Source organism: Cellulomonas sp. (assembly GCF_015234515.1).
Classification (GTDB): Bacteria; Actinomycetota; Actinomycetes; order Actinomycetales; family Cellulomonadaceae; genus Cellulomonas.
In genome coordinates this window covers 635,749-657,589 of sequence record NZ_JADGMY010000023.1, presented here as the reverse complement: position 1 = coordinate 657,589, position 21,841 = coordinate 635,749, and the positions used below count along the sequence as shown (strand labels likewise).

Here is a 21,841-nt window from a genome sequence, read left to right as displayed (position 1 = left end):
ACCTCCCTGTCGTCGGGGACACGAGCGTCACACACCCGCCGCCATCCCGCGAGAGCGAGAAATCCGGGACTCCTGTGCCCGGATTCCTCTGCCTCACGGGCACCGGAGGGGGACGCGGGTCATCCCTGCGGCGTATGCCCCCGGCCTGCGCAGATGCGCCTTGCGGGCGTCCCCGTGGCGCGGCGCTCTCCGTACGTTCGAGTCACACCCGAACGAGGAGGACGCATGATCGAGGCCATCGGTCTGACGAAGAGGTACGGCGACAAGACGGTCGTCGACCACATGGACTTCACCGTCCAGCCCGGCAAGGTCACCGGCTTCCTGGGCCCCAACGGCGCCGGCAAGTCGACGACGATGCGCATGGTCGTCGGGCTCGACCGGCCCAGCGCCGGCAGCGTCACCGTCAACGGCAAGCCGTACGCGCAGCACCGCGCGCCGCTCGGCGAGGTCGGCGTGCTGCTCGACGCCAAGGCCGTGCACGGCGGCCGGTCGGCGCGCGAGCACCTGCTGGCGCAGGCCACGACGCACGGCATCGGCAAGCGCCGCGTCGAGGAGGTCATGGAGCTCACGGGCCTGACGTCGGTCGCCCGCCAGCGCGCCGGACGCTTCTCGCTCGGCATGGGGCAGCGCCTGGGCATCGCCGCGGCCCTGCTGGGCGACCCGCAGACGCTCATCCTCGACGAGCCGGTCAACGGCCTGGACCCCGAGGGCGTCCTGTGGGTCCGCACCCTGCTGCGCGGCCTGGCCGCCGAGGGACGCACCGTCTTCCTCTCGTCGCACCTGATGTCGGAGATGGCGCTCACGGCCGACCACCTCATCGTCATCGGGCGCGGCCGGATCGTCGCGGACGCCCCGGTCGCAGACGTCGTCGCGCTGGCCGGCAAGCCCGCCGTGCGCGTCCGCACGCCCGACGTCCGCCGCCTCGCCGCGCTGCTCGCCACGCAGCCCGGCATCGAGCTCGCGTCCACCGGCCCCGACGTCCTCGACGTCACCGGCACGACTGCCCCGGAGGTCGCGGCGCTCGCCGCGAGCGCCGGGATCGTCCTCCACGAGCTCGCCCCCGTGCAGGCCTCCCTCGAGGACGCGTACCTGCAGCTCACCGGCGACTCCGTCGAGTACCGCTCGACGGCCGCCGACGCCACCACCCGCCCCGTCGCAGGAGCCCACCGATGACCACCGCCACGCCCTCCACGTCCCTGCCCGCCAGCCGCACGCGGCCCCGCACCGTCGTGCAGCCCGTGAGCTTCGGCCGCCTCGTCGCCTCCGAGTGGGTCAAGATCCGCTCGCTGCGCTCGACGTGGTGGACCGCCCTGCTCGCCGTCGCGTTCTTCCCCCTGATGGGTGCGATGCGAGCCTCGAGCGTCTCCGGCATCGCGGACGACGCCCCGGACGACTGGTTCGTCGGGCCCGTGTACGCGATCTCCGGGCTCACGCTCACCCAGCTCGTGCTGTCCGGGCTCGCGGTCGTCGTCATCACCGCCGAGTACCGCACGGGCCAGATCCGCTCGACCCTCGCGGCGGCGCCCACCCGTGTGCCGGTGCTGCTCGCCAAGCTCGTCGTCGTCGTCGGGCTCGTGCTCGCCACGGGCCTCGTCGGGTCCCTCGCGGGCTGGGCGTCCGTCGCACCGTGGTTCGAGAAGCTGCAGATGACGGTCGACCTCGCGAACCCCGAGCACCTGCGGATCATGCTGGGCGTGCCGCTGTACCTGGCCGCCATGGCAGCCCTCGCGTACGGCATCGGCGCGATCCTGCGGAGCTCGGCCGCGGGCATCGCGACCGTGCTCGGCCTCGTCTTCGTCATCGAGCCCGCGTTCGCCTACATCCCGTGGAAGCCGGTGCAGGACCTCGCCACGCTCCTGCCGTCGGCCGCGGGCGGGCGCCTCATCACCCACGACGCCACCGGCTCCGTGCTCTCGGGCTCGCAGGGCACCGCGCTCGGCCCCTGGGAGGGCTACGGCGTGCTGGTCGCGTGGGCCGTCGCCGCGGTCGTCGTCGGTGCGGTGCTGCTGCGCCGTCGGGACGCCTGAGCCGTGACCTGGGAGGATGCGCAGGTGACTGACACGACGACCACCGAGGGCCGGGCCGCAGGGCTCGGCCCTCGGGGGTCGGTCACGGCAAGCACGCACGGCCGCTCGCCGCGCCCCGTGGGGCGCGTGCGGGCCCGGCTGCGGACGATGACCAGCGCCACCGCCCGCACGTGGTGGCGGGCGCTGGCGTCCATGGCGCTCGTCGTCGCGTTCGTCGCGTGGGGCGTCATGACGGCGTTCGGCGCCGAGTCGATGTACCTGCTCAGCCGGTACGTCGGCCAGCAGCAGACCGACACCATGGCGTTCGCATCGGTGCTGCTCACCCTGGTGGGCGCGGGCGTGCTGCTCGCGCGCCACCGCCGGCCGGAGCTGGTCGCCGCCGTCCTCGCGGCGCTCGCGATCGCGACGCTCGTCGTCGCCGGGGCGACCAACGGGTACGAGCTCGCGCTCGCGGCCGCGCTGTTCGCGCTCGCAGCCGCCCGCCCGCCCCGCACGACGTGGGTCGTGGCCCTGGCCGTCGTCGTGCCGGTGCTCGTCACCGCACGCGTCGCGCCGCGCGTGGGTCTCGTCGGGTCCCTCGCCGCGGGCGACGCACCGGGTGCGGTCGACGCGGTCTCCCGGTTCCGGCTGCCCGGGTTCCTCGCCGACGTGCTGCCGCCGTCGTGGATCGTCACCGCGCTGCCGCTGGTGGTGCTCGCGCTGTTCGGCATCGCGTTCGGCACCCTCGTGCGCACCGCCCGGCTCCGCGCCGCCGCGCTCGCGGAGGCCGCCGCGGCGCGCGCCGCCGAGGAGGAGCACCGTGCCCACGTCCTGCAGGCCGACGAGCGCGCCCGCGTGGCCCGCGAGATGCACGACGTCATCGCGCACTCCATCACCGTGATGATCGCGCTGGGCGGTGGCGCCGCCGCGGCGATGGACCGGTCGCCCGACCAGGCGCGGCGCGCGCTCGACGAGCTCGTCGACACCGGCCGCGGTGCGCTCGGGGACGTACGACGGATCCTCGGCGTGCTGCACGCGCCGGACGACACGCAGGCTGCTGACGGTCCGGGACGCGCCGTCGCCCTCGCACACCCGGCCGGCTCGGCGGCGGGCGACGACGCGTCGGCCGGTGACGTGCCGATGGCGCCGCAGCCGGGTGTCGAGGACCTCGACCGCCTCGTCGAGCGGTTCCGCACCGCCGGGCTGCCCGTGCGGACCGCGGGACTCGCGGTGGCCGGGCTCGAGGGCCTCGACGCCACCGTCCAGCTCGCCGTGTTCCGCATCGTGCAGGAGTCCCTCACCAACACCCTGCGGCACGCGCCGGGCACCGCGTCCGTCGACGTCGCCGTGCGGCAGCTCGACGACGCGATCGAGGTCGTCGTCGCGGACCGCGGCCCTGGCGACGAGGACCGCTCCACCACCGCACCGGTCCCGGGGTCGGGGCGCGGGATCGCCGGCATGACCGGACGGGTCGCCGCCTTCGGTGGGACGCTCGAGGCCGGCCCGCACCTCGGCGGGTGGCGCGTGCGCGCGGTCCTGCCGCAGCCCGGCGGCACGACGGGCGCGACGACGGGCGCGACGCCCCGCGTCGAGCGAGCCGTGCCGGCGACGAACGAAGGAGAGGCATGATCCGCGTCCTGCTGGTCGACGACCAGGCGCTCATCCGCATGGGGTTCCGGCTGCTGATCGACAGCACCGAGGACCTCGAGGTCGTCGGGGAGGCGCAGGACGGGCAGTCCGCGATCGAGCAGGTGGCCGCGCTGCGTCCCGACGTCGTCCTCATGGACGTGCGTATGCCGGGCGTCAACGGCATCGACGCGACCGCGCGCATCGTCGAGACGCACCCCGAGACGCGCGTGCTCGTGCTCACGACGTTCGACCTCGACGAGTACGCGTTCGCGGCCCTGCGCGCCGGGGCCAGCGGGTTCCTGCTGAAGGACGCCGCCCCGGCCGAGCTGGCCGCTGCCGTGCGGACCGTCGCGTCCGGTGAGGCCGTGGTGTCCGCGCGCATCACGCGCCGCATGCTCGAGCTGTTCGCGGGGCACCTGCCCGCCGGCGGGGCCGTCGCCGACCCCGACGCCCCGCACCCCCGCCTCGCCGACCTCACGCCCCGTGAGGTCGAGGTGCTGCGGGAGGTCGCCGAGGGGCTGTCCAACGCGGAGATCGCCGGGCGCCTGTTCCTGTCGGAGGCGACCGTGAAGACGCACGTCGGACGCATCCTCGCCAAGCTCGGGGTGCGGGACCGGGTGCAGGCGGTCGTGGTCGCGTACGAGACGGGGCTGGTGCGGGTGGGCGGGTGAGGTTAGGCCGCGGGTGAAGACTCCTGGCCGATCTGGTCGCTAGTGTCCGATATGCGCGGATACGCGGGTGGCGACGGCGAGGGGGCCTCATGCCAGCGAAGAAGCTCAACCCACCGCCCGGTTGGCCCGCACCCCGGCCGGGGTGGGCACCACCGGCGGACTGGAAGCCCGACCCGTCCTGGCCGGCCCCTCCGGAGGGCTGGCAACTCTGGGTCGAGGCACCCGCGCGGCAACGCCGATGGCTGATGCCCACCGTCGCCGGGGCCGCACTGCTTCTGGGTCTGATCCTCGGGTCGACGTCGGGCGCCGCGGCGGGCAACGACCGGGCGGCTGCCGACCGGACGACGATCGAGGAACTGACGACGGACGTCGACACGCTCGACGGTGAGCTGCTGGGCGTACAGGGCGAGCTCGCCTCCACGGAGGCCGAGCTCACGTCGGCGCTGGCGCAGGTGGCAGAGCTGGACCGCCGGTCCGCCGACCTGGCCGCGCTCGAGACCGCGCTCGCCGCCCGGCAGCAGGAGCTCGACACACGGCAGGCCCAGCTCGATGCCCGTTCCGGTGACCTCGACACGCGCGAGGCCTCGGTCGCGGCATCGGAGGCTCGCACGGGCTCGACCGGGGCATCGGGGGCGTCGTCGGGCAGCTCGTCGGCCACCGGGGAGGGCTCGGCACCGGCGGGCGGCTCGGTCTACTACGAGAACTGCGACGCCGCGCGCGCCGCCGGTGCCGCACCGGTGCGCCGTGGTCAACCGGGCTACGCCTCGCACCTCGACCGGGACGACGACGGGGTCGGCTGCGAGTAGCCCTGCTGGGAGCGGCGTCGGATCTCCGTGCGCTGCCTACCTCAAGGCCGACCGCCGGTACCGAAGCGCGTCACCGCATGCGCTCGGCGTCCGCGGGTCGGCGCGAGCTCACTCCTCGTCGAGCGGAGGGATCGGCACGGCGCGGTCGAAGCGCGCGCCCGCCGGGTTGCTCGGCAGCAGCATGAACACGATGCCGACGAGCACGAGCCCGGGGACGAGGCACATCAGGAGCAGCCAGCCGGACAGGTTCGCGTCGTGCATGCGTCGGACTGCCAGGGCGATGCCGGGGATGAGGAGCAGGAGCCAGGCCAGGGCGGCCAGGCCGAGCACGATCCCCATCACCCAGCCGAAGGCGGTCGAGTCGTCGCCGACGATGCTGCCGGTCACGCCTGCGACCACCGCCGCGACGACGCCGGCACCCACCTCGACCAGCAGGTAGAACAGCGCGACCCACCAGTACTCGCTGCGGCTCGCCCGGCCGCTGAACACGGTGTAGCGACGCACCAGGCGGCGGACCGCCTGGGGGAACGTCGCGCCGGGGAGCGGTGAGTCGTCGAAGAGGTCGTCGGGCAGGTCCGTCGTCACCGGTCCGTAGTTCTCCGTCACGGTCCGTGAGCCTAGGCCGCGAGCGCGCGCCCCGTCCTTGATTTCCACAGGATGCCCCCGGACGGCTCCTCCTGATGCGCGGCACCTCGCACCTGTGGATGACGTCGCCGCGTGCCCGGATTGATCCGATACGTTCCCCCGCCATGGGGCACCTGCGGCTGAGCACCGACGAGCTGATCGCCGTCGGCACCGACCTGCGCACCGTGGCGCGCGAGCTCGAGGACGCCGACGCGACCAGCGACACCGTCGCCGAGGCCGTCGGGCACGCCGGCCTGGCCGGCAAGGTCCGGGACCTCGCGCACGGCTGGGACGACCACCGCGCCGAGATGCTCGAGGAGATCGCCCGCCTCGCCGACGCGTGCACCGGCATCGGCGACAACTTCGAGCGCATCGACACCGAGTTCGCCGCAGCGCTGCGCGGTGACGTGTGAGCCGGCCGTACTCCTGGTACCCGTTGGCGACCAGCGACCCCGTCCCCGGCGACCCTGCTGTCGTCCGCGCCGGTGGCGACCACTACCGCCAGGTCGCCACCGCCATCGGCGATGCCGAGCGCGTCCTGCGCGCACTGGTGGACGCCCAGGACGCGGTCTCGGAAGCGGTCGACGCGATCCGGGACCGCACGCACGCCGTCGCCGACCGCATCCGCCGAGCGCACGCCCGGTACGACGCCGCCGGGGACGCCCTGGTGCGGTACTCCCGCCAGCTCGACCTCGCCCAGACCCAGTCCCTCGACGCCCTGCACACCGCCCAGTCGGCCCAGCACTCGTTGGACCTCGCCGAGGACGCCGTCCGCCGCTCGCGGATCCTGCTCGAGGACGCCATCGACCTCGGCGAGGACACCACGACCCAGCAGCACGCCCTCACCACGGCCCGCACGGAACGCTCCGACGCCGAGATCGACCTCGCGCGCGCCCGGCTCGCCCTCGCCGAAGCCGTCGAACGCCGCGACACCGCCGCCGCACAGGCCATGGACGAGCTCGACACCGGTATGGACGACACGCTCCACGACGGGTGGTGGGAGGACTGGGGCGCGGACGTCGCGCAGGTGGTGTCGACGTGGGCGGGGAACATCGCGACGGGAGCCGGGGTGCTGTCGTTGGTGCTCGGCTGGGTGCCGTTCATCGGCCAGATCATCATCGCCGTGTCGGTAGTGGCAGGCGCCGTCGCGCTCGTCGCGGACCTCGCCCTCGCCCTGAAGAGCGGCGACGGGAAGGACTGGTTCAACGTCGTCATGGGGGTCGTGGGGCTCGCGTCCTTCGGAGCGAGCAGGCTGCTCGCGCGATCAGTCGACGCGTTCGAGGTCTCGGCGAGAACAGCGTCGTCCCAGGCCGCCACCCAGGTACCACGGGGACTGCTCGGCCGACTACTGGTGGGGCTGGAGCTGGGGCCGACGACGCAGGCTGTGAGGGGCGCCGCGGAAGTCGATGCCTTCGCGCGTGGTGCTGGCAGGACCGACCGCCTCACGACCGCCGCGCGCGAGGTGATGTCCCTGCACGGGTGGGACCGGGTCCTGGCAATGGCAGGACACAGCGGCCTGGTACGACAGACCAACCTGCTCCGCGAACAGCTGTGGGATGCGTTCCCCTTCCGCCCCCGCGCATTCCTGACGCTCCTCGGGCCAACGGTTCGGGGCGCCGCCCTCGAAGGAGCTGCGACGGTTCAGTACCTGGGTGACGCCGCGCTCGCGATGACCTCGGTGACGAAGCTCGTCGGCGAGGCGGTGACCGGTCCTCCAGCCGCCGCCGGCACGAGGCTGAGCCTGTGAGACGCCCGAGGCACGTCGTCGTGCCGCTGACAGGAGAAGACGCATGGCCGCACTAGCGACGGTGAGGTGGGCACTGCCGCAGGACTGGCTCGGCTGGGCGCACGGTGATCGCGCTGAGGCAGAGCGGCGATCGCCGCTGCACGGCGACGACGGTGTGCGTCGCGGCGTCGTCGCGGCCGTGCGGAGCTTCGAGGACATGATCTCCACCGAGCTGCCCGGAACTGCGTGCGCCGCATTGTGGTTCCCGGAACCTGCAGATCCCACCCCGCATGCCTCGGCCGTGTTGCGGAGCTTCTCCCTACCCCGGTCCGATGAGCCGCGGCTCGAGCGCGTGCTCGAACGCGCTCGCGCCGACATCCCTCTACCGCCCGGCGTCCGGCTCCTCGATGTGGCCGCCCTGCCATCACAGGTCGCAGCCGGCGACGCAGTGCTCCAGATCGTCGACACCGCCCCGCGTTTCCGTCGACGGGTCAACCGGGAGTGGTCGTGGTTCATCCTGCCGCCGGACACGGAGGATCTGGTCCTCGTCCACGTCGAGTCCTCCTCGATCGCCCACTTCGACCAGCTCGCTGACATGTCCACGGACATCGCGAACGCCGTCGAGGTCACCCTGGAGTCACCATGAGCGGGGTCGTCGACGGGACCGTCGCCGTCCTCCTCCCCGACGACTGGGCCGTCCTCGACCTCGAGGACGACGCCGCACGCACCGCCTGCGTCGAGGACCTGGTCGCGCGTCAGCTGAGCGGGGCGCCGGACCTCGCGCCGTTGCGCGCCGCGATGCGGCAGGAGCTGCTGCGGAGCACAGAACGGGCCGCTCGCGCGGGCGGTGTGCTCATGGCATTGGCCGTCGGCACCGGTGGCGCCCCGCCCGTGCCCGCGTCCCTCACGGTGTACCGGGTCCCGGGGAGCCTCGACGCCCGGGGACGCGCCGCCATGACCAGCGTGCTCGCGAGCGACGAGCCAGGGCACACGCTCGACCTCGGCGAGGGTCCGGCCGGCACGGTGCTGCGGCGCGTGCGGCCGACGGGCGCGTCGTCCGGCCTCACCGGCGACCGCGAGGTCCCCGCCCTCGTCGCCGACTACTGGGTCGAGCCGACGCCCGGCGCCCAGCTCGTCTACCTCGTCTTCTCCAGCCCGCTCGTCGACCTGCGCGACGAGCTCCTCGGACTGTTCGACACCGTCGTGTCGTCCGTCCGCGTGCTCCAGCCCGCCACGCCCCACACCCCCCAGGAGGACATGTGAACCGGCAGTCGACCAGCCGCACCCTGCAGATCGTGGGCGTGCTCATCCTCGTGGTGCTCGCGTGGCGCCGGGCCCTGACGTCCGACGGGCCGTGGTGGCCGTCGGTGCTCGCCACGGTCGTGCTCGTCGCCGCCATCGTGGCGGGGGTGTGGTGGTGGTCCCGACGCGACGACGGGAAGCGGCGTCGCACCGTCGCCGCGCGGCCCGGGTGGCACACGCAAGCGGTGTGGGCGGAGGAGACGCTCGGGGCGTCGCTGGCCCAGCTCGGTGCGTCGGTCGGCAAGGTGCGAGGCGGCACGCGGTTGACGTTCGCGTGGTCGGCGTCCGGCGTCGAGGTCTGGCGCGGCGACGCCGTGCTGCTGAGCCGGCCGTGGTCGCAGGTATGGACGATCACGGCCACGACCGGGCGCGCGGCGTCGACCGGCAACCCGGCGGTCGAGCTCGTGACGCGGGAGTCCGTCCGGATCGTGCTCGTGCCGACACGGCGGCCCGACGGCGGGATGCTGCCCGCGAGCCCGAGCCAGGTGGACGCCCTGGTCGGCGAGCTGCGCGCGGCGCGGGAGGCGGCCGGGTCGGCGGCGACGACCTCCCAGGACGGGGTGGCGTGACGGCCGCGGACCGACGGCCGGCAGGGCCGCGGGCGCGCGTGCGTGATCGAATGGGGCAGGATCCGTCGGATGTGCGCGGCCCCTCCACGGGCGCCGACCTCAACACGTCCACCCGACCTGCCGATCGGTGAACACATGACCTTGCCCCCGGACGACCTGCCGCGCTCCCCCACGGGACGGCTGCCGCGGTGGGTCGCCGACGAGGCCGCGGGCAGCGAGATCCCCCCTCCGCCGCCGGCCGAGTGGAGCGGGTCCGCGTACGCCGGCCCGCCGCCCGGCCGCGGCCGGCGCAGCCTCGTGACGCGTCTCGCGGTCGTCGTCGCGGTCGCGGTGCTCGGCTGGTGGCTGGCCACCACGGTGCTGCCGGGGTTCCTGCGGGAGGCCGACGCTCCGTTCCTCGACGGTGTCGTGGCCGGTCGCGTCCCGGACCCCTCGCCCGAGGTCGCCGCACTGGCGGACGAGATGTACCTCACCCAGGAGGGCCGCGACCTGCTCTACATGGCGGAGCCGGAGCTGCTGGGTGCCGAGGAGTTCGCCGGTCGCTGCGACCGCGGCGACTCCGGTGCGGCAGGCACGGCCGGTGCCGTCGGGTGCTACCACAGCACCGCCGGCGGCATCGAGACGGGCGGCCGCATCGTCATCTACACGCCCGCGGACCCGCGGCTGCGCGGGTTCGTCGTCGAGACCGCCGCACACGAGCTGCTGCACGCCGCCTGGACCGAGCTCACGAGCGACGAGCGCGACGCGGCGACGACGTCCCTGGCGACGGTCCTGGCCGGCATCGACCCTGCCGACGACATCCACACCCAGATCTCGGGGTCCGTCGGGACCGAGCCGGCCAACCGGCCGACCGAGCTGTTCTCCTACATCGGCACGCAGATCTGGCAGGAGGGCGGGCTGGACCCCGCCCTCGAGGCGCTGTACGGGCGGTTCATCGCCGACCGCCAGGCGCTGGTGGGCGTCCACAAGGCGTTCGAGGGGCAGATCGACACGATGACCGCCGAGCTCACCACCGCGCAGCAGGCGCTCGCGCAACGGCAGTACGACCAGTCGCTCGCCGCCGCGCAGCTCGAGGCCGACATCGCCAGCCTCGCGCAGTACCGCGGCACCATCGAGCAGGAGGAGGCGCGGCTCGCCGCCCTGCCCGCGTCCGAGCGTGCCCGTTCGCTGCTGTCGTGGACGTGGCGCGACGGCACCCCCCTGCCCGAGGCTCCCGCCGCCGAGCTCATCGCCGACGCCCGCGCGCTGCTGGCGCGCGACGAGGCGGAGATCGCCACGCGCGGCGCGGCGATCCAGGCCACTGCCGCGGAGGTCGCCGCCGAGCAGGCCCGGGTCGAGGCGATGAAGACGGAGCTGGAGGCGCTGTTCGCCCAGCTGAACCCGACGGGCAGCTGAACCCGACGGGGAGCTGAACCCGACGGGGAGCTGAGGCCCGGCGGGGAGCTGAGGCGCGGCGGCGCTGTGCCCGTGGGCCGGTGCCGGGTCGACCGGCTCGTCGGACCTCCCCGCTACAGTCCGGAGGGCCTCGGCGGCGCCCTTCAGGACCGGCCGACGCGTGCCGACATGGACATGTCGGGCTGCGGACGCGCCCGACGACCGAGAGGACGCCTGTGAACGACGGGGACCACCACGGCGACGTGGACGCGGCGGCCGGCGCGACCATCTCGATCACGGCTCTCCCCGTCCTCAGCTACGCGATGGCCCACAGCCGCATCGGCGTCATCGACGAGGTCACGGTGACCGGCGTCGCCGCGGACTCGCGCGGCGCGTCGCTCGAGGTCGACGTCGTGTGCGCGAGCGGGTCCCTCGGCGGGCCGAAGGTGCACCTCCTCGACCTGGCCGCGGGGCAACCGACGATGCTGCGGGCCGTCGACCTGGTCCTGGACCCGGGGCGCATGCTCGCGGTCGACGAGCAGCAGCCCGGACGGATCCGCACGGTGCTGCGCGACGCGGCCGGGGTGGTGCTCGCCACCGGGTCCGTCGATGTGCAGGTCCTCGCGTCCCACCAGTGGATGGCCCGGCCCGCGCACCTCGCGCTCGAGATGCTCGCCGCGCACGTCCAGCCCAACGCGGCCGCGATCGCACCGCTCCTGGTCGAGGCGTCGGACCTGCTGCGCGCGTCCACGGGACGCTCCGCGCTCGACGGCTACCAGTCGGAGGACCCCGAGCGCGTCGACGCCATCGCCGCGTCCGTCTACGACGCGATCCGGGCGCGCGACGTGCGGTACGCCGAGCCGCCCGCGTCGTGGGGCGACGTGGGTCAGAAGGTCCGGACGCCGGCCGAGGTGCTCGAGGGGCGCCTCGGCACCTGCCTCGACACGACGGTGACGTACGCGGCCGCGCTCGAGCAGGCGGGGATCAACCCGACGCTGTGGCTGTTCGCGGGGCACGTGGTCGTCGGGTACTGGCGGCAGGACACGACCCTCGGCATGGTCGCGACGTCCGAGGTCGCGGACCTGATCAACCTCGTGGACCTGGGCCTCGTCGGGCTCGTCGAGACGACGGCGCTGACGGGAGGCGTCGAGTCGCAGCCGTTCGAGGTGGCGCGACGGGCCGGGCGGAGCAAGCTCGCGCGGGACCTCGCCGACGCCGTGGGCGTCACGGACGTCCGCCAGGCGCGGCTCGCGGGGATCCTCCCGCTGCCCAGCCGTTCGGTGGGGGCCGACGGGCAGGTCGTCGTCCACGAGTACACGCCCGGCGCCGGGCCGACCATCGAGGCGTACCGCGGGTCCCCGTCGGAGCGCGCCGGGGACGACCGCCGCGACGTGCCCGCGCGCGTCGGCCGGTGGAAGAACTCCCTGCTCGACCTGAGCCTGCGCAACCGGCTCATCCACTACACGGACCGGGCGGGGTTCCGCCTCGAGGTCCCGGGCGAGGCGCTCGGGCGGCTCGAGGACCAGATCAGCGCCAACGTGCCGATCCGGCTCGTGGCCTCCGACGTCGTCGCGGAGGTCGACGCCGCGCGCGGTATCCGCTACGGCCGGGACCTGCCCGAGGAGACGCGCGAGCTCCTCCTGGCGGACAAGCGCTCCGCGTACATCGACATCACGTCCGCGTCGTACACGAGCAAGCTGCGGTACCTGACGTACAAGGCGAGGACGATCGTCCAGGAGACGGGGTCGAACAACCTCTACCTCGCGTTCGGCATGCTCAGCTGGCGGTTCAACGACCGGGACCTGCGCTCCCCGCTCGTGCTGGTGCCGGTGCACCTGTCCACGACGAGCCGCGGGCAGGCGTACCGCATCCGCGTCGACGAGGCGGGCGCGTCGACGCCCAACTACTGCCTGCTGGAGAAGCTGCGCGTCTCGTTCGGGCTGGAGATCCCGGGCCTGGCCGAACCGGGTGAGGACGCGTCGGGCATCGACCTGGCGGCGGCGTTCGACGCGGTGCGGCGCGCGATCGCGGTGGCCGGCCTGCCGTTCCGCGTCGAGGAGACGGTCGACCTCGCGATCCTGCAGTTCGCGAAGTTCCCGCTGTGGAAGGACCTCGACCAGCACTGGGAGACGCTCACGCAGAACCCGCTGGTGCGGCACCTCGTGCACACGCCGCTCGACGCGTTCGCCGACCCGACTCCCCCGCCGCAGGACGTCGACCTCGACCTGCTCGACGCCGCCGTCCCCGTGCCGGCGGACAGCTCGCAGCTCGAGGCCGTCGCCGACGCCGTCGCGGGCCGGACGTTCGTGCTCGAGGGCCCACCGGGGACGGGCAAGTCGCAGACGATCACCAACCTCCTGGCGCGCTCGCTGGCCGAGGGGCGGCGCGTGCTGTTCGTCGCCGAGAAGCGCGCGGCGCTGGACGTCGTCAAGACGCGGCTCGAGGCTGTCGGCCTGGGGCACCTGTCGCTGGACCTGCACGACAAGGGCGCGCGCCCGGCGGCCGTCCGCGCGCAGCTCCGCGCCGCGCTCGCGCTGCACGCGACGCCGGACCTCGACGCGCTGCGGGCCGGCTCGGAGACCGCGTCCGCCGCCCGCCGACGCCTCGCCACGTACGCGGCCCGGCTGCACGAGCAGAACGCCGCCGGGCACTCCCTGTACTCGGCGCGCAGCTTCGAGCTCGCGTCCGACCCGGCCATCACGCCGCTGGACGTGCCCGCCACGCTCGTCGCCGGCGGGACACCCGAGCAGCTCGCGGAGATCCGGGGCGTCCTGCGTGACCTGCCCGACGTCGCCGACCTGGCCCGGCCCCGCCCGCGGCACCCGTGGCGGTTCGTGGACGTGCGGCCGGACGGCCCGTTCGACGTGGGTCGGGTGCACGCCGCGGCGCAGCGTCTCGACGCGGCGATAGCGGATGCGCAGGCGCACGGTCTGGACCTGCCCCGGCTCGGCCGGCTGCGCTCGGCGCAGGACGCGGCGACGTGGGCCCGGCTCGCCGACGCGCCCCGGTACCCGCTCGCGACCCTGGCCACGGTGCTCGACACGGCGTGGCGCCCGCACCTGCAGCGCGTGCGCGCGGCGGCGGACGCGCTGGCCGGCGGTGGGGGCGAGTGGCGGCAGGTCGTCGCGCCCGTCGTCATGCTGCGCGACGTCGCCGCCGTGCACGCGGCGGCACTCGCGGCTGACGCGTCGGGGTTCTTCGGACGCAAGAAGCGGCGCCGGGCCGTGCTCGCGCAGCTCCTCGACGCGCTCGTCGTGCCGCCCTCGCAGGTGCCGCTCAAGGAGCTCTCGACCCTGACCGGGGACCTGGCCGCGACGTACGCCAAGGTCACCGAGCTGCGCGCGCTGGTGGCGCAGACGCCGCTGCCCTTCGCCGCCGACGGCTGGAACCCCGGCGACCCGCAGGCCGCGGGGTGGATGCGCGACAACGTCGACGTGTTGATGTGGCTGGGTGAGGTGCTGGCCGTCGACGGGTCCGCCCGGGGCGACGACCTGCGCGCGTTCTACTCCGGGACCCCGCAGGGCCACGCGCTGACGCCGCTGACGGAGCTGGCGGAGAGCTGGGCCGGCCTGGACGCGGCCATCGCCACCGACACGTCGGCGCGGGAGAGGTGGTCCGGCGACGACGGCTTCCTCACCACGTGGTGGACGACGCGCACCGACCGCCGCCTGGAGTCCACCGCGACCCTCGACCACTGGGTGGGCCTCGTCCAGCACCTCGAGCCGCTGCGGCGCAGCGGCATGGACGTCGCGCGCCGGGCGATCCTCGACGGCCGCGTCCCACCCGACGAGGCGGTGCTCGCGTTCGACCGCGGCGCCGCACGCACGTCGCTGGCCGAGCGTGCCGAGGCGACCGCGCTGGGCGACTTCGACGTCGCGGCGCACAACCGCACGATCGAGCGCTTCACGCAGGCGACGCGCGCCGTGCGGGCCGAGCTGCCGCAGGCCATCCCCGACCAGGTGCTGGCGCTGCGCCGGTTCGACGTGACGTCGGGCGCCGGGCAGATCGGCGGGCTGGTCCGCCAGCTCAAGCGCGAGCGCGGCGGCATGACCGTGCGCGCGCTCATGGAGCACTACGGCGAGCTGATCACGCAGATCATGCCGTGCACGCTCATGAGCCCCGAGTCGGTCGCGCGGTTCTTCCCCGCCCGGCCCGGGCTGTTCGACGTCGTCGTGTTCGACGAGGCCTCGCAGATCCGCGTCGCCGACGCGATCGGCGCGATGGGCCGGGCGTCGTCCGTGGTCGTCGTCGGCGACAGCAAGCAGATGCCGCCCACGCAGGTCGCGGAGACCAACGCGACCGTCGAGGACGACGAGGAGGTCACGGTCGAGACCGTGGTCGACGAGGAGTCGATCCTCTCGGAGTGCGTGCAGGCGCGGGTGCCGAGCCGGTGGCTGTCGTGGCACTACCGCAGCCAGGACGAGTCGCTCATTGCGTTCAGCAACCGGCTCTACTACGAGGACCGGCTGTCGTCGTTCCCCGCGCCGCTGCCGGGCGACACCCGCGCGCACCCCGCGGGGTACGGGATCTCGCTGGTCCGCGTCGACGGGACGTTCCAGCGGTCGGGCAAGGGCAAGGCGCTGCGCACGAACCCCGTCGAGGCGGACGCGATCGTCGCGGACGTGCGCGCCCGCTTCGCCGCGTCACCGGGGCGCGCGCCGTCGCTCGGGATCATCACGTTCAACGCCCAGCAGCGCGACCTCATCGACAACCTGCTGCGTGACAGCGGCGACGAGCGCATCGTCGCCGCGCTCGACGAGGCCGACGGGCTGTTCGTCAAGAACCTCGAGAACGTCCAGGGCGACGAGCGCGACTGCATCCTGTTCTCCGTCGCGTTCAGCGCGAACGACCGCGGTGTCGTGCCGCTCAACTTCGGGCCGCTGTCCAAGCCGGGTGGTGAGCGGCGGCTCAACGTCGCCGTGACGCGCGCCCGGCGTCAGGTGGTGCTGTACGCGAGCTTTGCGCCCGAGGCGCTGCGGGCCGAGGAGTCGACGCAGGTGGGGACCAAGCACCTGCGGGCGTACCTGGAGCTCGCGGCACACGGCGTCGAGGTCGCGGCCGCGGACGGGCGACGACGCAGCGTCGTGGACCACCACCGCGACGACCTGGCCGCCGAGCTGCGGCTGGCCGGGTACGCCGTGCGGACCGACGTGGGGCTGTCGGACTTCCGCGTGGACGTGTCGATCGCGACCGCAGACGACCCCGACCAGCCGCTGGTCGCCGTCCTGCTCGACGGCCCGACGTGGCGCGCGCGGCGGACCGTGGGCGACCGCGACGGGCTGCCGGTGGAAGTGCTGCAGGGGCTGATGCGGTGGCCCGGGGTCGAGCGGGTGTGGCTGCCGGAGTGGGTGCAGCAGCGCGAGGAGACGCTGGCGCGGTTGGCGGCGGCGGTGGAGCGGGCGCGGGAGGTGCTGCGGGAGGCGGCGCGGGAAGCGGAGCGCGGGTCGGTGGCTGATGAGGCGACGGACGCCGCGGGTGCGGGGGCTGCTGGTGCCGGGGCTGTGGACTACGGGTCGCCGGCGGTCGATGCGCTGCGGGTCGTCGTGGACGGTGACGCGCTCGCGTGGGACGTGGTGGACGGGGACGTCGACGACGTGGTCGAGGACGTGGTCGACGAGGCCGAGGTCGGGATGCTCGCCGTCGCCGGCGGCTCGGCTGTGCTCCCCGCGAGCGAGGCGCACGCCGGGTCACGGGCCTCTGTGCTGGACCTTCCCGCTGTGCCCATGCGTCGGCACCCCGCTGTCCGGGACCACGAGGAGTGGTCCCCGGGCGTCCTGGGCACGGTCTCGACGCTCAACCGGCTCCCCGATGCGCGCGCGGCCGCGGAGGTGCGTGCGGCCGTCGTCGATGCGATCACCACCGAGGGCCCGATCCACCCCGACCGCCTCGCCAAGATCGTGGCGGGCGCGTACGGGCTGGGGCGTGTCGGTGAGGAGCGCAAGGCGGCGATCCGGAGGCTCGTGCCGGCGGAGAACCAACCGGCGGGTGACGACTTCTACTGGCCCGCGGGCGTGGAGCCGCGGACGTGGTTCGAGGTGCGGTCCGCGGCCGACGGGACGAGCCGGCCGGTGGACGAGGTGTCGCTCGTGGAGATCGCGAACGCCCTGCGCGTGGCCGCCGAGGAGACGGGGGGTGCGTCGGCGGACGAGCTGAAGCGGCGGGCACTGCAGATGTTCGGGGGACGGCGCGTCACCGAGGCGATCGGGAAGCGGCTGGACGAGGGGCTCGCGCTCGCGTTGGAGTGGGGACGCGTGCGGGTGCGGGGCGTGGGGACGTACGTCAGCGGGGGGGGTGACGCCGCGCAGGCTCGGTAGTGCTCGATCCGCTGGGTCAGGGGTCATCCCCGGATCCGTCCCTGGAGAAGCCCGTCAGCCGAAGACGTCGACAAGCCGAAGCAGTCCGTAACCTGCGCCGATGAACCCGAGAGTGACATAGGCCCATCGATCGGAGCGCTGCTTCCGCACCGGCGCCATGGGCGATGCGGTGGAGGGACGCCGTCTCGCACCGGCGATGCGCTGTCCTCGTCGCGCCTGGCGCGCTCCCCCAACCCGGCGCCTGCTACGCACCGGCTGTGCGGAGCCTCCACATGATGGCGGAGGGGATCCACGCAGCAAGCTCTCGATGGAGACTTCGGAACGTCGCCAGTCACTCGCCATGCGGAGGAATCGACGCTGTGGCGACCCTTCTTGAGCTCACTCCGCACTGGCCGGCGTCGAGGTCACGGTCGATCCCAGTCTCATCCGTCCAGCCTCACCTGATCCCCGCTCACGAGGAGACCCACGGTGCGAACCGCATCACCCGACCAGATCAGCGACCTGCTGCGCGCCTTCGGAGCCGTCACCTGGCCGACCGGGCGGCAGACCGCGCTCGACCTCGCCGCCGCGCGCGGGTGGTCCGTGGAGCTCGAGACGAAGAACTCCGTCAGCTTCATCACGAACCTCGGCACCAACGACGACAGCGCACGCGCGCTCGTGCTGTCGGACGAGGCCACCGGCGGACTCCTCGACAAGCTCACCGTCAACGTCTCGGACGCCGAGGCGGCAGCACCGACCGAGCTGAGGAAGGCCTACACCGACCTCTGCGCGGTCGCCGAGAACGCGCTGGGCGCACCGGTATACGTGGAGCGGGGGTCGAACCCGCGGACGTTCTGGGACCTCGACAACGGCGGGCGGGTCGGCTTCCAGCGGCTCGACGACATCGTGATCATGATCCTGATCTCGCGCGACGCCGCCGACCTCCTCCGTGAGGACAAGCGACTGGGCCTCGACCCGAACCGCATCACCGGGGCGGGAGACGAGGACCTCTAGACCGTCACCAGCACCGAGGGCGCCCAACGGAGGGACCGCGTCCTGCCGGCTCACGACGGCGAACCCGACACGATCTGGCCGTGGCAGACCGAGGAGGACATCCCGTGCAGACAGCATCCGCCTGTCAGATCCGGGCGCTCCTGCGTGCCTTCCGGGCTCTGATCAGGCCGGACGGTGCAGACAGCCGAGTCCTCGACCTGACGGTCCACGTCTCCGACCGGGATCCCGGAACGCCTGCAGGTCTGGACGGCGCCCAGCGAGACGTGGCGGCTGCGGTCCAGACCGAGCTGGGCGAACCGGTGCGCACCGACGCGTGGGAGCACGCCCGGACCGTGTGGGACATCGCCAGTGGTGGACGAGTCGTGGTCCGGAGGCTCGAGTCCGTCGTCATCGTCCTGCGCTCGCAGGAGGTCGCGGACCTCGAGCGTGGCGAGGAGCGGCTGGGGGATCGACTCCGGCCGCATCCCGGGTACGGGACGCGAGGCCCTGTGAACATCGCGCTCCACTCCAGGGACGCCCGCGCTCGCGGACCGCGTCGCCTGCCTCGGTCGCACGCCGCCTTCGCGTCCTCCAGACGTGACCGCTCGGGACGAGGCCCCTGATGCGAACAGCCAGACCCGACCAGATCAACGACCTGCTGCGCGCCTTCGGCGCCCTCACGTGGCCGACCGGGAGGCAGACCGCGCTCGACCTCGCCGCCGCTCGCGGGTGGTCCGTGCGGCTCGAGACACGGAACGCCGTCCGGTTCACCACGAATCTGGGCACCAACGACGACCGCGCGCGGGCGTTCGTGCTGTCGGACGAGGCCACCGGCGGAACCCTCGACAAGCTCACCGTGAACGTCTCCGACGCCGTCAAGGCGGCACCGGCGGAGCTGAAGAACGCCTACGCCGACCTCTGCGCGCTCGTCGGGACGACACTCGGCACGTCGGTCCAGGTGGACCGCGGGTCGCTCCCGCGGACGTTCTGGGACCTCGAGAACGGTGGGCGGGTCGGCGTCCAGCAGCTCAGCGACATCGTGATCCTGATCCTGCTGTCACGCGATGCCGCCGACCTCGCACGCGAGGAGAAGCGTCTGGGGATCGACCCGGATCGAGTCCCCGGGACGGGGCACGAGGACCTGTGACGATCCGCGTCGCAGGTGGGACGTCTCGGGGCATTCCGCGCGGGCCCGTCGCCCTAGATGTGGTTCCCCGTGAGGTGTGAACGCAGCCGCGCTCATCGCCGCGGGAGGTGCACGACCATGCGCTCCCCCGTCCTCCTTCTGGCCACGGCGGCGGCCATGACGCTGCTCGGCCGGTACAACGTCGCAGGCCGGCGCGCGCGCCGCCACGAGGGTGAACGGCCGGAGGAACACTTGTCGCGCGGGGCGCCGGCTGATGAGCTCGGCCCATGGAGGTCCAGCGGCGGGTCGGGTCGGCAGCGACGCCGACCGCCTGGAGCTGCTACACGGGGACGACCGACGAGCTCGTCGGCGGCGGGTACGGCGACGTCCTGGGGCACCGGTACGAGTACGACTCGAACGTCGTCAACCACAAGGCAATCGCGCCCGGTGACCTGCTGGTCGTGCGGGACGGTCAGTTGATCCTGGGCCACGGCGTGGTCGAGGACGTCACCAGCGGACCGGGCGTGAAGACGATGCGCCGGTGTCCTCAGTGCGGGTCGGCGGACGCCACGGCGCGCAAGCGGGCACTCCCGCGGTACCGCTGCAACGACTGCAAGGCGGAGTTCGACGAGCCGGTCCTGAAGGACATGGCGGTGACCCGGTACTCCGCCGTCTACCGCTCTTCGTGGCGGACGCTCGACTCCCCGCTGCCCGTCCGCGCGCTCGAGGGTGTCTACGCCGGCGCCGACCGGCAGAACGCGATCCGCCGGCTCGACTGGGCGCGGGCGCTGACGATGCTCGAGGAGTTCGGGGGCGTCGAGGAGGCGCTCGAGGCCGAGCTGCTGCGCCACGGCGCCCCGATCACGGGCGGGCACGTCGAGGCGGTCGTGCGACGACGCGTCGGGCAGCAGCGCTTCCGCGAGCACCTGCTCGACCGGTACGGGGCCACGTGCGCCGTCACGGGTGCGCAGCCGGAGATGGTCCTGGACGCGGCGCACCTGTACCGGTTCGCCGACCGACCGGAGCACGCCGACGACGGCGGGCTGCTGCTGCGCGCCGACGTGCACCGGCTGTTCGACCGGCTGGTACTGACGTTCCACCCGCGGACGTGGACGACGCAGGTCGCGCCGGTGCTGCTGGAGCGGCACGAGAGCCTCGCCGTGCTCGACGGTCGGCGGATCTCGGTGCACGCCACGCGGCTGCCGGACGTGGGGCTGATCGAGGAGCACCATGCGGCGGCGCGGGCACGGTGGAAGGACCTGGCGCGGGTGTGAGGGCCCCGCCGCCGAGCGTGCGCCGGTTCGACGGGCAGGCCCGGCGGTCCGGGTTCATGCGTGCGCGGCGTGGGGATCGTGCCCAGGGATGGACATGAGGCACGCTTATCCATCCCTATCTACTGATAGATGGGTAGCATCTTCAGGTGCACACCGTTGCTGACGCCGATCAGCCGAGAGCCCACCGATCCTGGCCTGCGCTCGCGTGGGAGGAACGACCGTGGCGATCGACGCTTCCGCCCGACCTGCTCTCGCAGTCGGCACGCGCGGCGCTCCGGGAGCCGTATCGCGCTGCCGTGACGCCGGCCGTCGCGGACCTCGACGTGCGGCTGCCGCGCGCCGCTGCGGCGGCCGCCGAGGAGGCGTCCGCGGTGATCCGGGACTTCGACGCCGAAGCGGCCGGCGACGTGGCTCCCTTCGCTGCGATCCTGCTCCGGTCCGAGTCCGCCTCGAGCTCCCAGATCGAGAACCTGACGTCCGGCGCCAAGCAGATCGCCCTCGCGGAGCTCGGAGAAGAAGCCCGGCGGAACGCCGTGCAGATCGTCGGCAACGTGCACGCGATGCAGGCGGCGATCGCACTGTCGGAGACGATCGACGCCGACGCGATCCTCGCGATGCACCGCGCGCTGCTCGAGGGCGCCGAGCCGGAGGCGGCCGGTCGGTGGCGCACCGAGCAGGTCTGGATCGGCGGCACCGGGTACTCCCCTCACGGTGCCGCGTTCGTCGCCCCGCACCCCGGCCGCGTCCCCACGGCGATCGCCGACCTCGTGGCGTTCGCCCACCGCGACGACATCCCCCCGCTCGTCCACGCGGCACTCACGCATGCACAGTTCGAGACGATCCACCCCTTCCCCGACGGCAACGGGCGCACCGGCAGGGCCCTGATCCACGCCCTCCTGCGACGCCGCGGGCTGACGAGGTCCGTCACCGTTCCGGTGTCCGCCGGCCTGCTCGTGGACACGTCCGCGTACTTCGACGCGCTCACCGCCTACCGTGCGGGCGATCCGGCAGCGATCGTCCTCGAGCTCGCTCGCGCCACGCACGAGGCCGTCGCGAACGGCCGCATCCTGCTGGCGGACCTCCGCGCGGCGCGCAGCGAGTGGCGGATGCGGATCAAGGCACGCTCGGACTCGTCCGCATGGCCGTTGGTCGAGCTCGTCCTCCGCCACCCGGTCGTCAACACCGCCACCGTCCAGCGTGAGCTCGGCATCTCACACACCAACGCGATGCGGGCGATCGAGCGGCTCGTGGCGGCTGGTGCGCTGGCGGAGGTCGGCGGGCGGCGCCGGTCGGTGCTGTGGCAGTCGACGCAGGTGCTCACCGCGCTGGACGGGTTCGCAGCTCGGGCGGGGAGGCGGGGCGTGGGTCGGGCGTGACGGGACGCCGCGGCGGAGTCTCACCGAGGGTCGACTCTTGCACCATCGCCGGCGAGGGCTGTTGTCAGGGTG

18 protein-coding genes are annotated in these 21,841 nt (G+C 73.7%); 17 read left to right on the top strand and 1 reads right to left on the bottom strand.

The window, feature by feature from the left end; genetic code table 11:
- The first annotated feature begins 225 nt into the window (after positions 1–225).
- From IR158_RS11950 to IR158_RS11930, 5 genes are all read left to right on the top strand, one after another.
- On the top strand, positions 226–1,173 hold the full coding sequence (locus tag IR158_RS11950) for an ABC transporter ATP-binding protein (protein WP_291813270.1): 948 nt from the start codon (positions 226–228) through the stop codon (positions 1,171–1,173).
- Positions 1,170–2,027, top strand: coding sequence for an ABC transporter permease subunit (locus IR158_RS11945; protein WP_291813268.1), 858 nt, complete (start codon positions 1,170–1,172; stop codon positions 2,025–2,027). The genes IR158_RS11950 and IR158_RS11945 overlap by 4 nt, the downstream gene beginning before the upstream one ends.
- A gap of 24 nt (positions 2,028–2,051) precedes the next feature.
- Positions 2,052–3,635 carry a histidine kinase gene (locus IR158_RS11940; RefSeq protein ID WP_291813266.1) on the top strand — a complete coding sequence of 528 codons (1,584 nt, stop codon included), beginning with the start codon at positions 2,052–2,054 and terminating at the stop codon, positions 3,633–3,635.
- Positions 3,632–4,306, top strand: a complete 675-nt coding sequence (locus IR158_RS11935; protein ID WP_291813264.1) for a response regulator transcription factor — start codon at positions 3,632–3,634, stop codon at positions 4,304–4,306. The genes IR158_RS11940 and IR158_RS11935 overlap by 4 nt, the downstream gene beginning before the upstream one ends.
- A 245-nt stretch (positions 4,307–4,551) precedes the next feature.
- Positions 4,552–5,112, top strand: a complete 561-nt coding sequence (locus IR158_RS11930) for an excalibur calcium-binding domain-containing protein (protein ID WP_291813262.1) — start codon at positions 4,552–4,554, stop codon at positions 5,110–5,112.
- Positions 5,113–5,220: 108 nt separating this feature from the next.
- On the opposite strand, the gene IR158_RS11925 is transcribed toward IR158_RS11930, so the two are convergent.
- On the bottom strand, positions 5,221–5,718 hold the full coding sequence (locus IR158_RS11925) for a DUF805 domain-containing protein (protein ID WP_291813260.1): 498 nt from the start codon (positions 5,716–5,718) through the stop codon (positions 5,221–5,223).
- Positions 5,719–5,861: 143 nt separating this feature from the next.
- Between IR158_RS11925 and IR158_RS11920 the strand changes: the two genes are divergently transcribed.
- The 12 genes from IR158_RS11920 (at position 5,862) to IR158_RS11870 (ending at position 21,769) form a co-directional block, all read left to right on the top strand.
- Entirely contained in the window at positions 5,862–6,149 is a 288-nt protein-coding gene (locus IR158_RS11920) for a hypothetical protein (protein ID WP_291813258.1), read from the top strand.
- Entirely contained in the window at positions 6,146–7,483 is a 1,338-nt protein-coding gene (locus tag IR158_RS11915) for a putative T7SS-secreted protein (RefSeq protein WP_291813256.1), read from the top strand. Before IR158_RS11920 ends, IR158_RS11915 begins: the two co-directional genes overlap by 4 nt.
- A 43-nt stretch (positions 7,484–7,526) precedes the next feature.
- On the top strand, positions 7,527–8,108 hold the full coding sequence (locus IR158_RS11910; protein ID WP_291813255.1) for a hypothetical protein: 582 nt from the start codon (positions 7,527–7,529) through the stop codon (positions 8,106–8,108).
- Positions 8,105–8,725 carry a hypothetical protein gene (locus tag IR158_RS11905; protein WP_291813253.1) on the top strand — a complete coding sequence of 207 codons (621 nt, stop codon included), beginning with the start codon at positions 8,105–8,107 and terminating at the stop codon, positions 8,723–8,725. The genes IR158_RS11910 and IR158_RS11905 overlap by 4 nt, the downstream gene beginning before the upstream one ends.
- Positions 8,722–9,333: a hypothetical protein gene (locus IR158_RS11900; RefSeq protein ID WP_291813251.1), complete on the top strand. Its 612-nt coding sequence runs from the start codon at positions 8,722–8,724 to the stop codon at positions 9,331–9,333. Before IR158_RS11905 ends, IR158_RS11900 begins: the two co-directional genes overlap by 4 nt.
- Before the next feature lie 135 nt (positions 9,334–9,468).
- The gene (locus IR158_RS11895) at positions 9,469–10,728 is read left to right on the top strand and encodes a hypothetical protein (RefSeq protein WP_291813249.1); all 1,260 of its coding nucleotides are present in this window, start codon (positions 9,469–9,471) and stop codon (positions 10,726–10,728) included.
- Positions 10,729–10,943: 215 nt separating this feature from the next.
- Positions 10,944–17,021 (top strand): DUF3320 domain-containing protein, encoded by a 6,078-nt coding sequence (locus tag IR158_RS11890; protein WP_291813247.1) that lies wholly within the window; start codon positions 10,944–10,946, stop codon positions 17,019–17,021.
- A gap of 468 nt (positions 17,022–17,489) precedes the next feature.
- Positions 17,490–18,014 carry a DUF6301 family protein gene (locus IR158_RS11885; protein ID WP_291813245.1) on the top strand — a complete coding sequence of 175 codons (525 nt, stop codon included), beginning with the start codon at positions 17,490–17,492 and terminating at the stop codon, positions 18,012–18,014.
- Positions 18,015–18,094: 80 nt separating this feature from the next.
- Entirely contained in the window at positions 18,095–18,616 is a 522-nt protein-coding gene (locus IR158_RS19355; RefSeq protein ID WP_366928438.1) for a DUF6301 family protein, read from the top strand.
- Positions 18,616–19,140 (top strand): DUF6301 family protein, encoded by a 525-nt coding sequence (locus IR158_RS11880; protein ID WP_291813243.1) that lies wholly within the window; start codon positions 18,616–18,618, stop codon positions 19,138–19,140. The genes IR158_RS19355 and IR158_RS11880 overlap by 1 nt, the downstream gene beginning before the upstream one ends.
- Positions 19,141–19,406: 266 nt before the next feature.
- A complete protein-coding gene (locus tag IR158_RS11875; RefSeq protein ID WP_291813242.1) occupies positions 19,407–20,393 on the top strand; it encodes an HNH endonuclease signature motif containing protein in 987 nt (328 codons plus the stop codon).
- Positions 20,394–20,689: 296 nt separating this feature from the next.
- Positions 20,690–21,769: a Fic family protein gene (locus tag IR158_RS11870; RefSeq protein ID WP_366928437.1), complete on the top strand. Its 1,080-nt coding sequence runs from the start codon at positions 20,690–20,692 to the stop codon at positions 21,767–21,769.
- Positions 21,770–21,841 lie beyond the last annotated feature (72 nt).

Bases quoted from the DNA above. Each gene is read 5' to 3' on its own strand.
- IR158_RS11935 (WP_291813264.1), top strand. From the start codon at position 3,632: ATGATCCGCGTCCTGCTGGTCGACGACCAGGCGCTCATCCGCATGGGG.
- IR158_RS11945 (WP_291813268.1), top strand. From the start codon at position 1,170: ATGACCACCGCCACGCCCTCCACGTCCCTGCCCGCCAGCCGCACGCGG.
- IR158_RS11920 (WP_291813258.1), top strand. From the start codon at position 5,862: ATGGGGCACCTGCGGCTGAGCACCGACGAGCTGATCGCCGTCGGCACC.
- IR158_RS11950 (WP_291813270.1), top strand. From the start codon at position 226: ATGATCGAGGCCATCGGTCTGACGAAGAGGTACGGCGACAAGACGGTC.
- IR158_RS11895 (WP_291813249.1), top strand. From the start codon at position 9,469: ATGACCTTGCCCCCGGACGACCTGCCGCGCTCCCCCACGGGACGGCTG.
- IR158_RS11880 (WP_291813243.1), top strand. From the start codon at position 18,616: ATGCGAACAGCCAGACCCGACCAGATCAACGACCTGCTGCGCGCCTTC.
- IR158_RS11875 (WP_291813242.1), top strand. From the start codon at position 19,407: ATGGAGGTCCAGCGGCGGGTCGGGTCGGCAGCGACGCCGACCGCCTGG.
- IR158_RS11930 (WP_291813262.1), top strand. From the start codon at position 4,552: ATGCCCACCGTCGCCGGGGCCGCACTGCTTCTGGGTCTGATCCTCGGG.
- IR158_RS11910 (WP_291813255.1), top strand. From the start codon at position 7,527: ATGGCCGCACTAGCGACGGTGAGGTGGGCACTGCCGCAGGACTGGCTC.
- IR158_RS11905 (WP_291813253.1), top strand. From the start codon at position 8,105: ATGAGCGGGGTCGTCGACGGGACCGTCGCCGTCCTCCTCCCCGACGAC.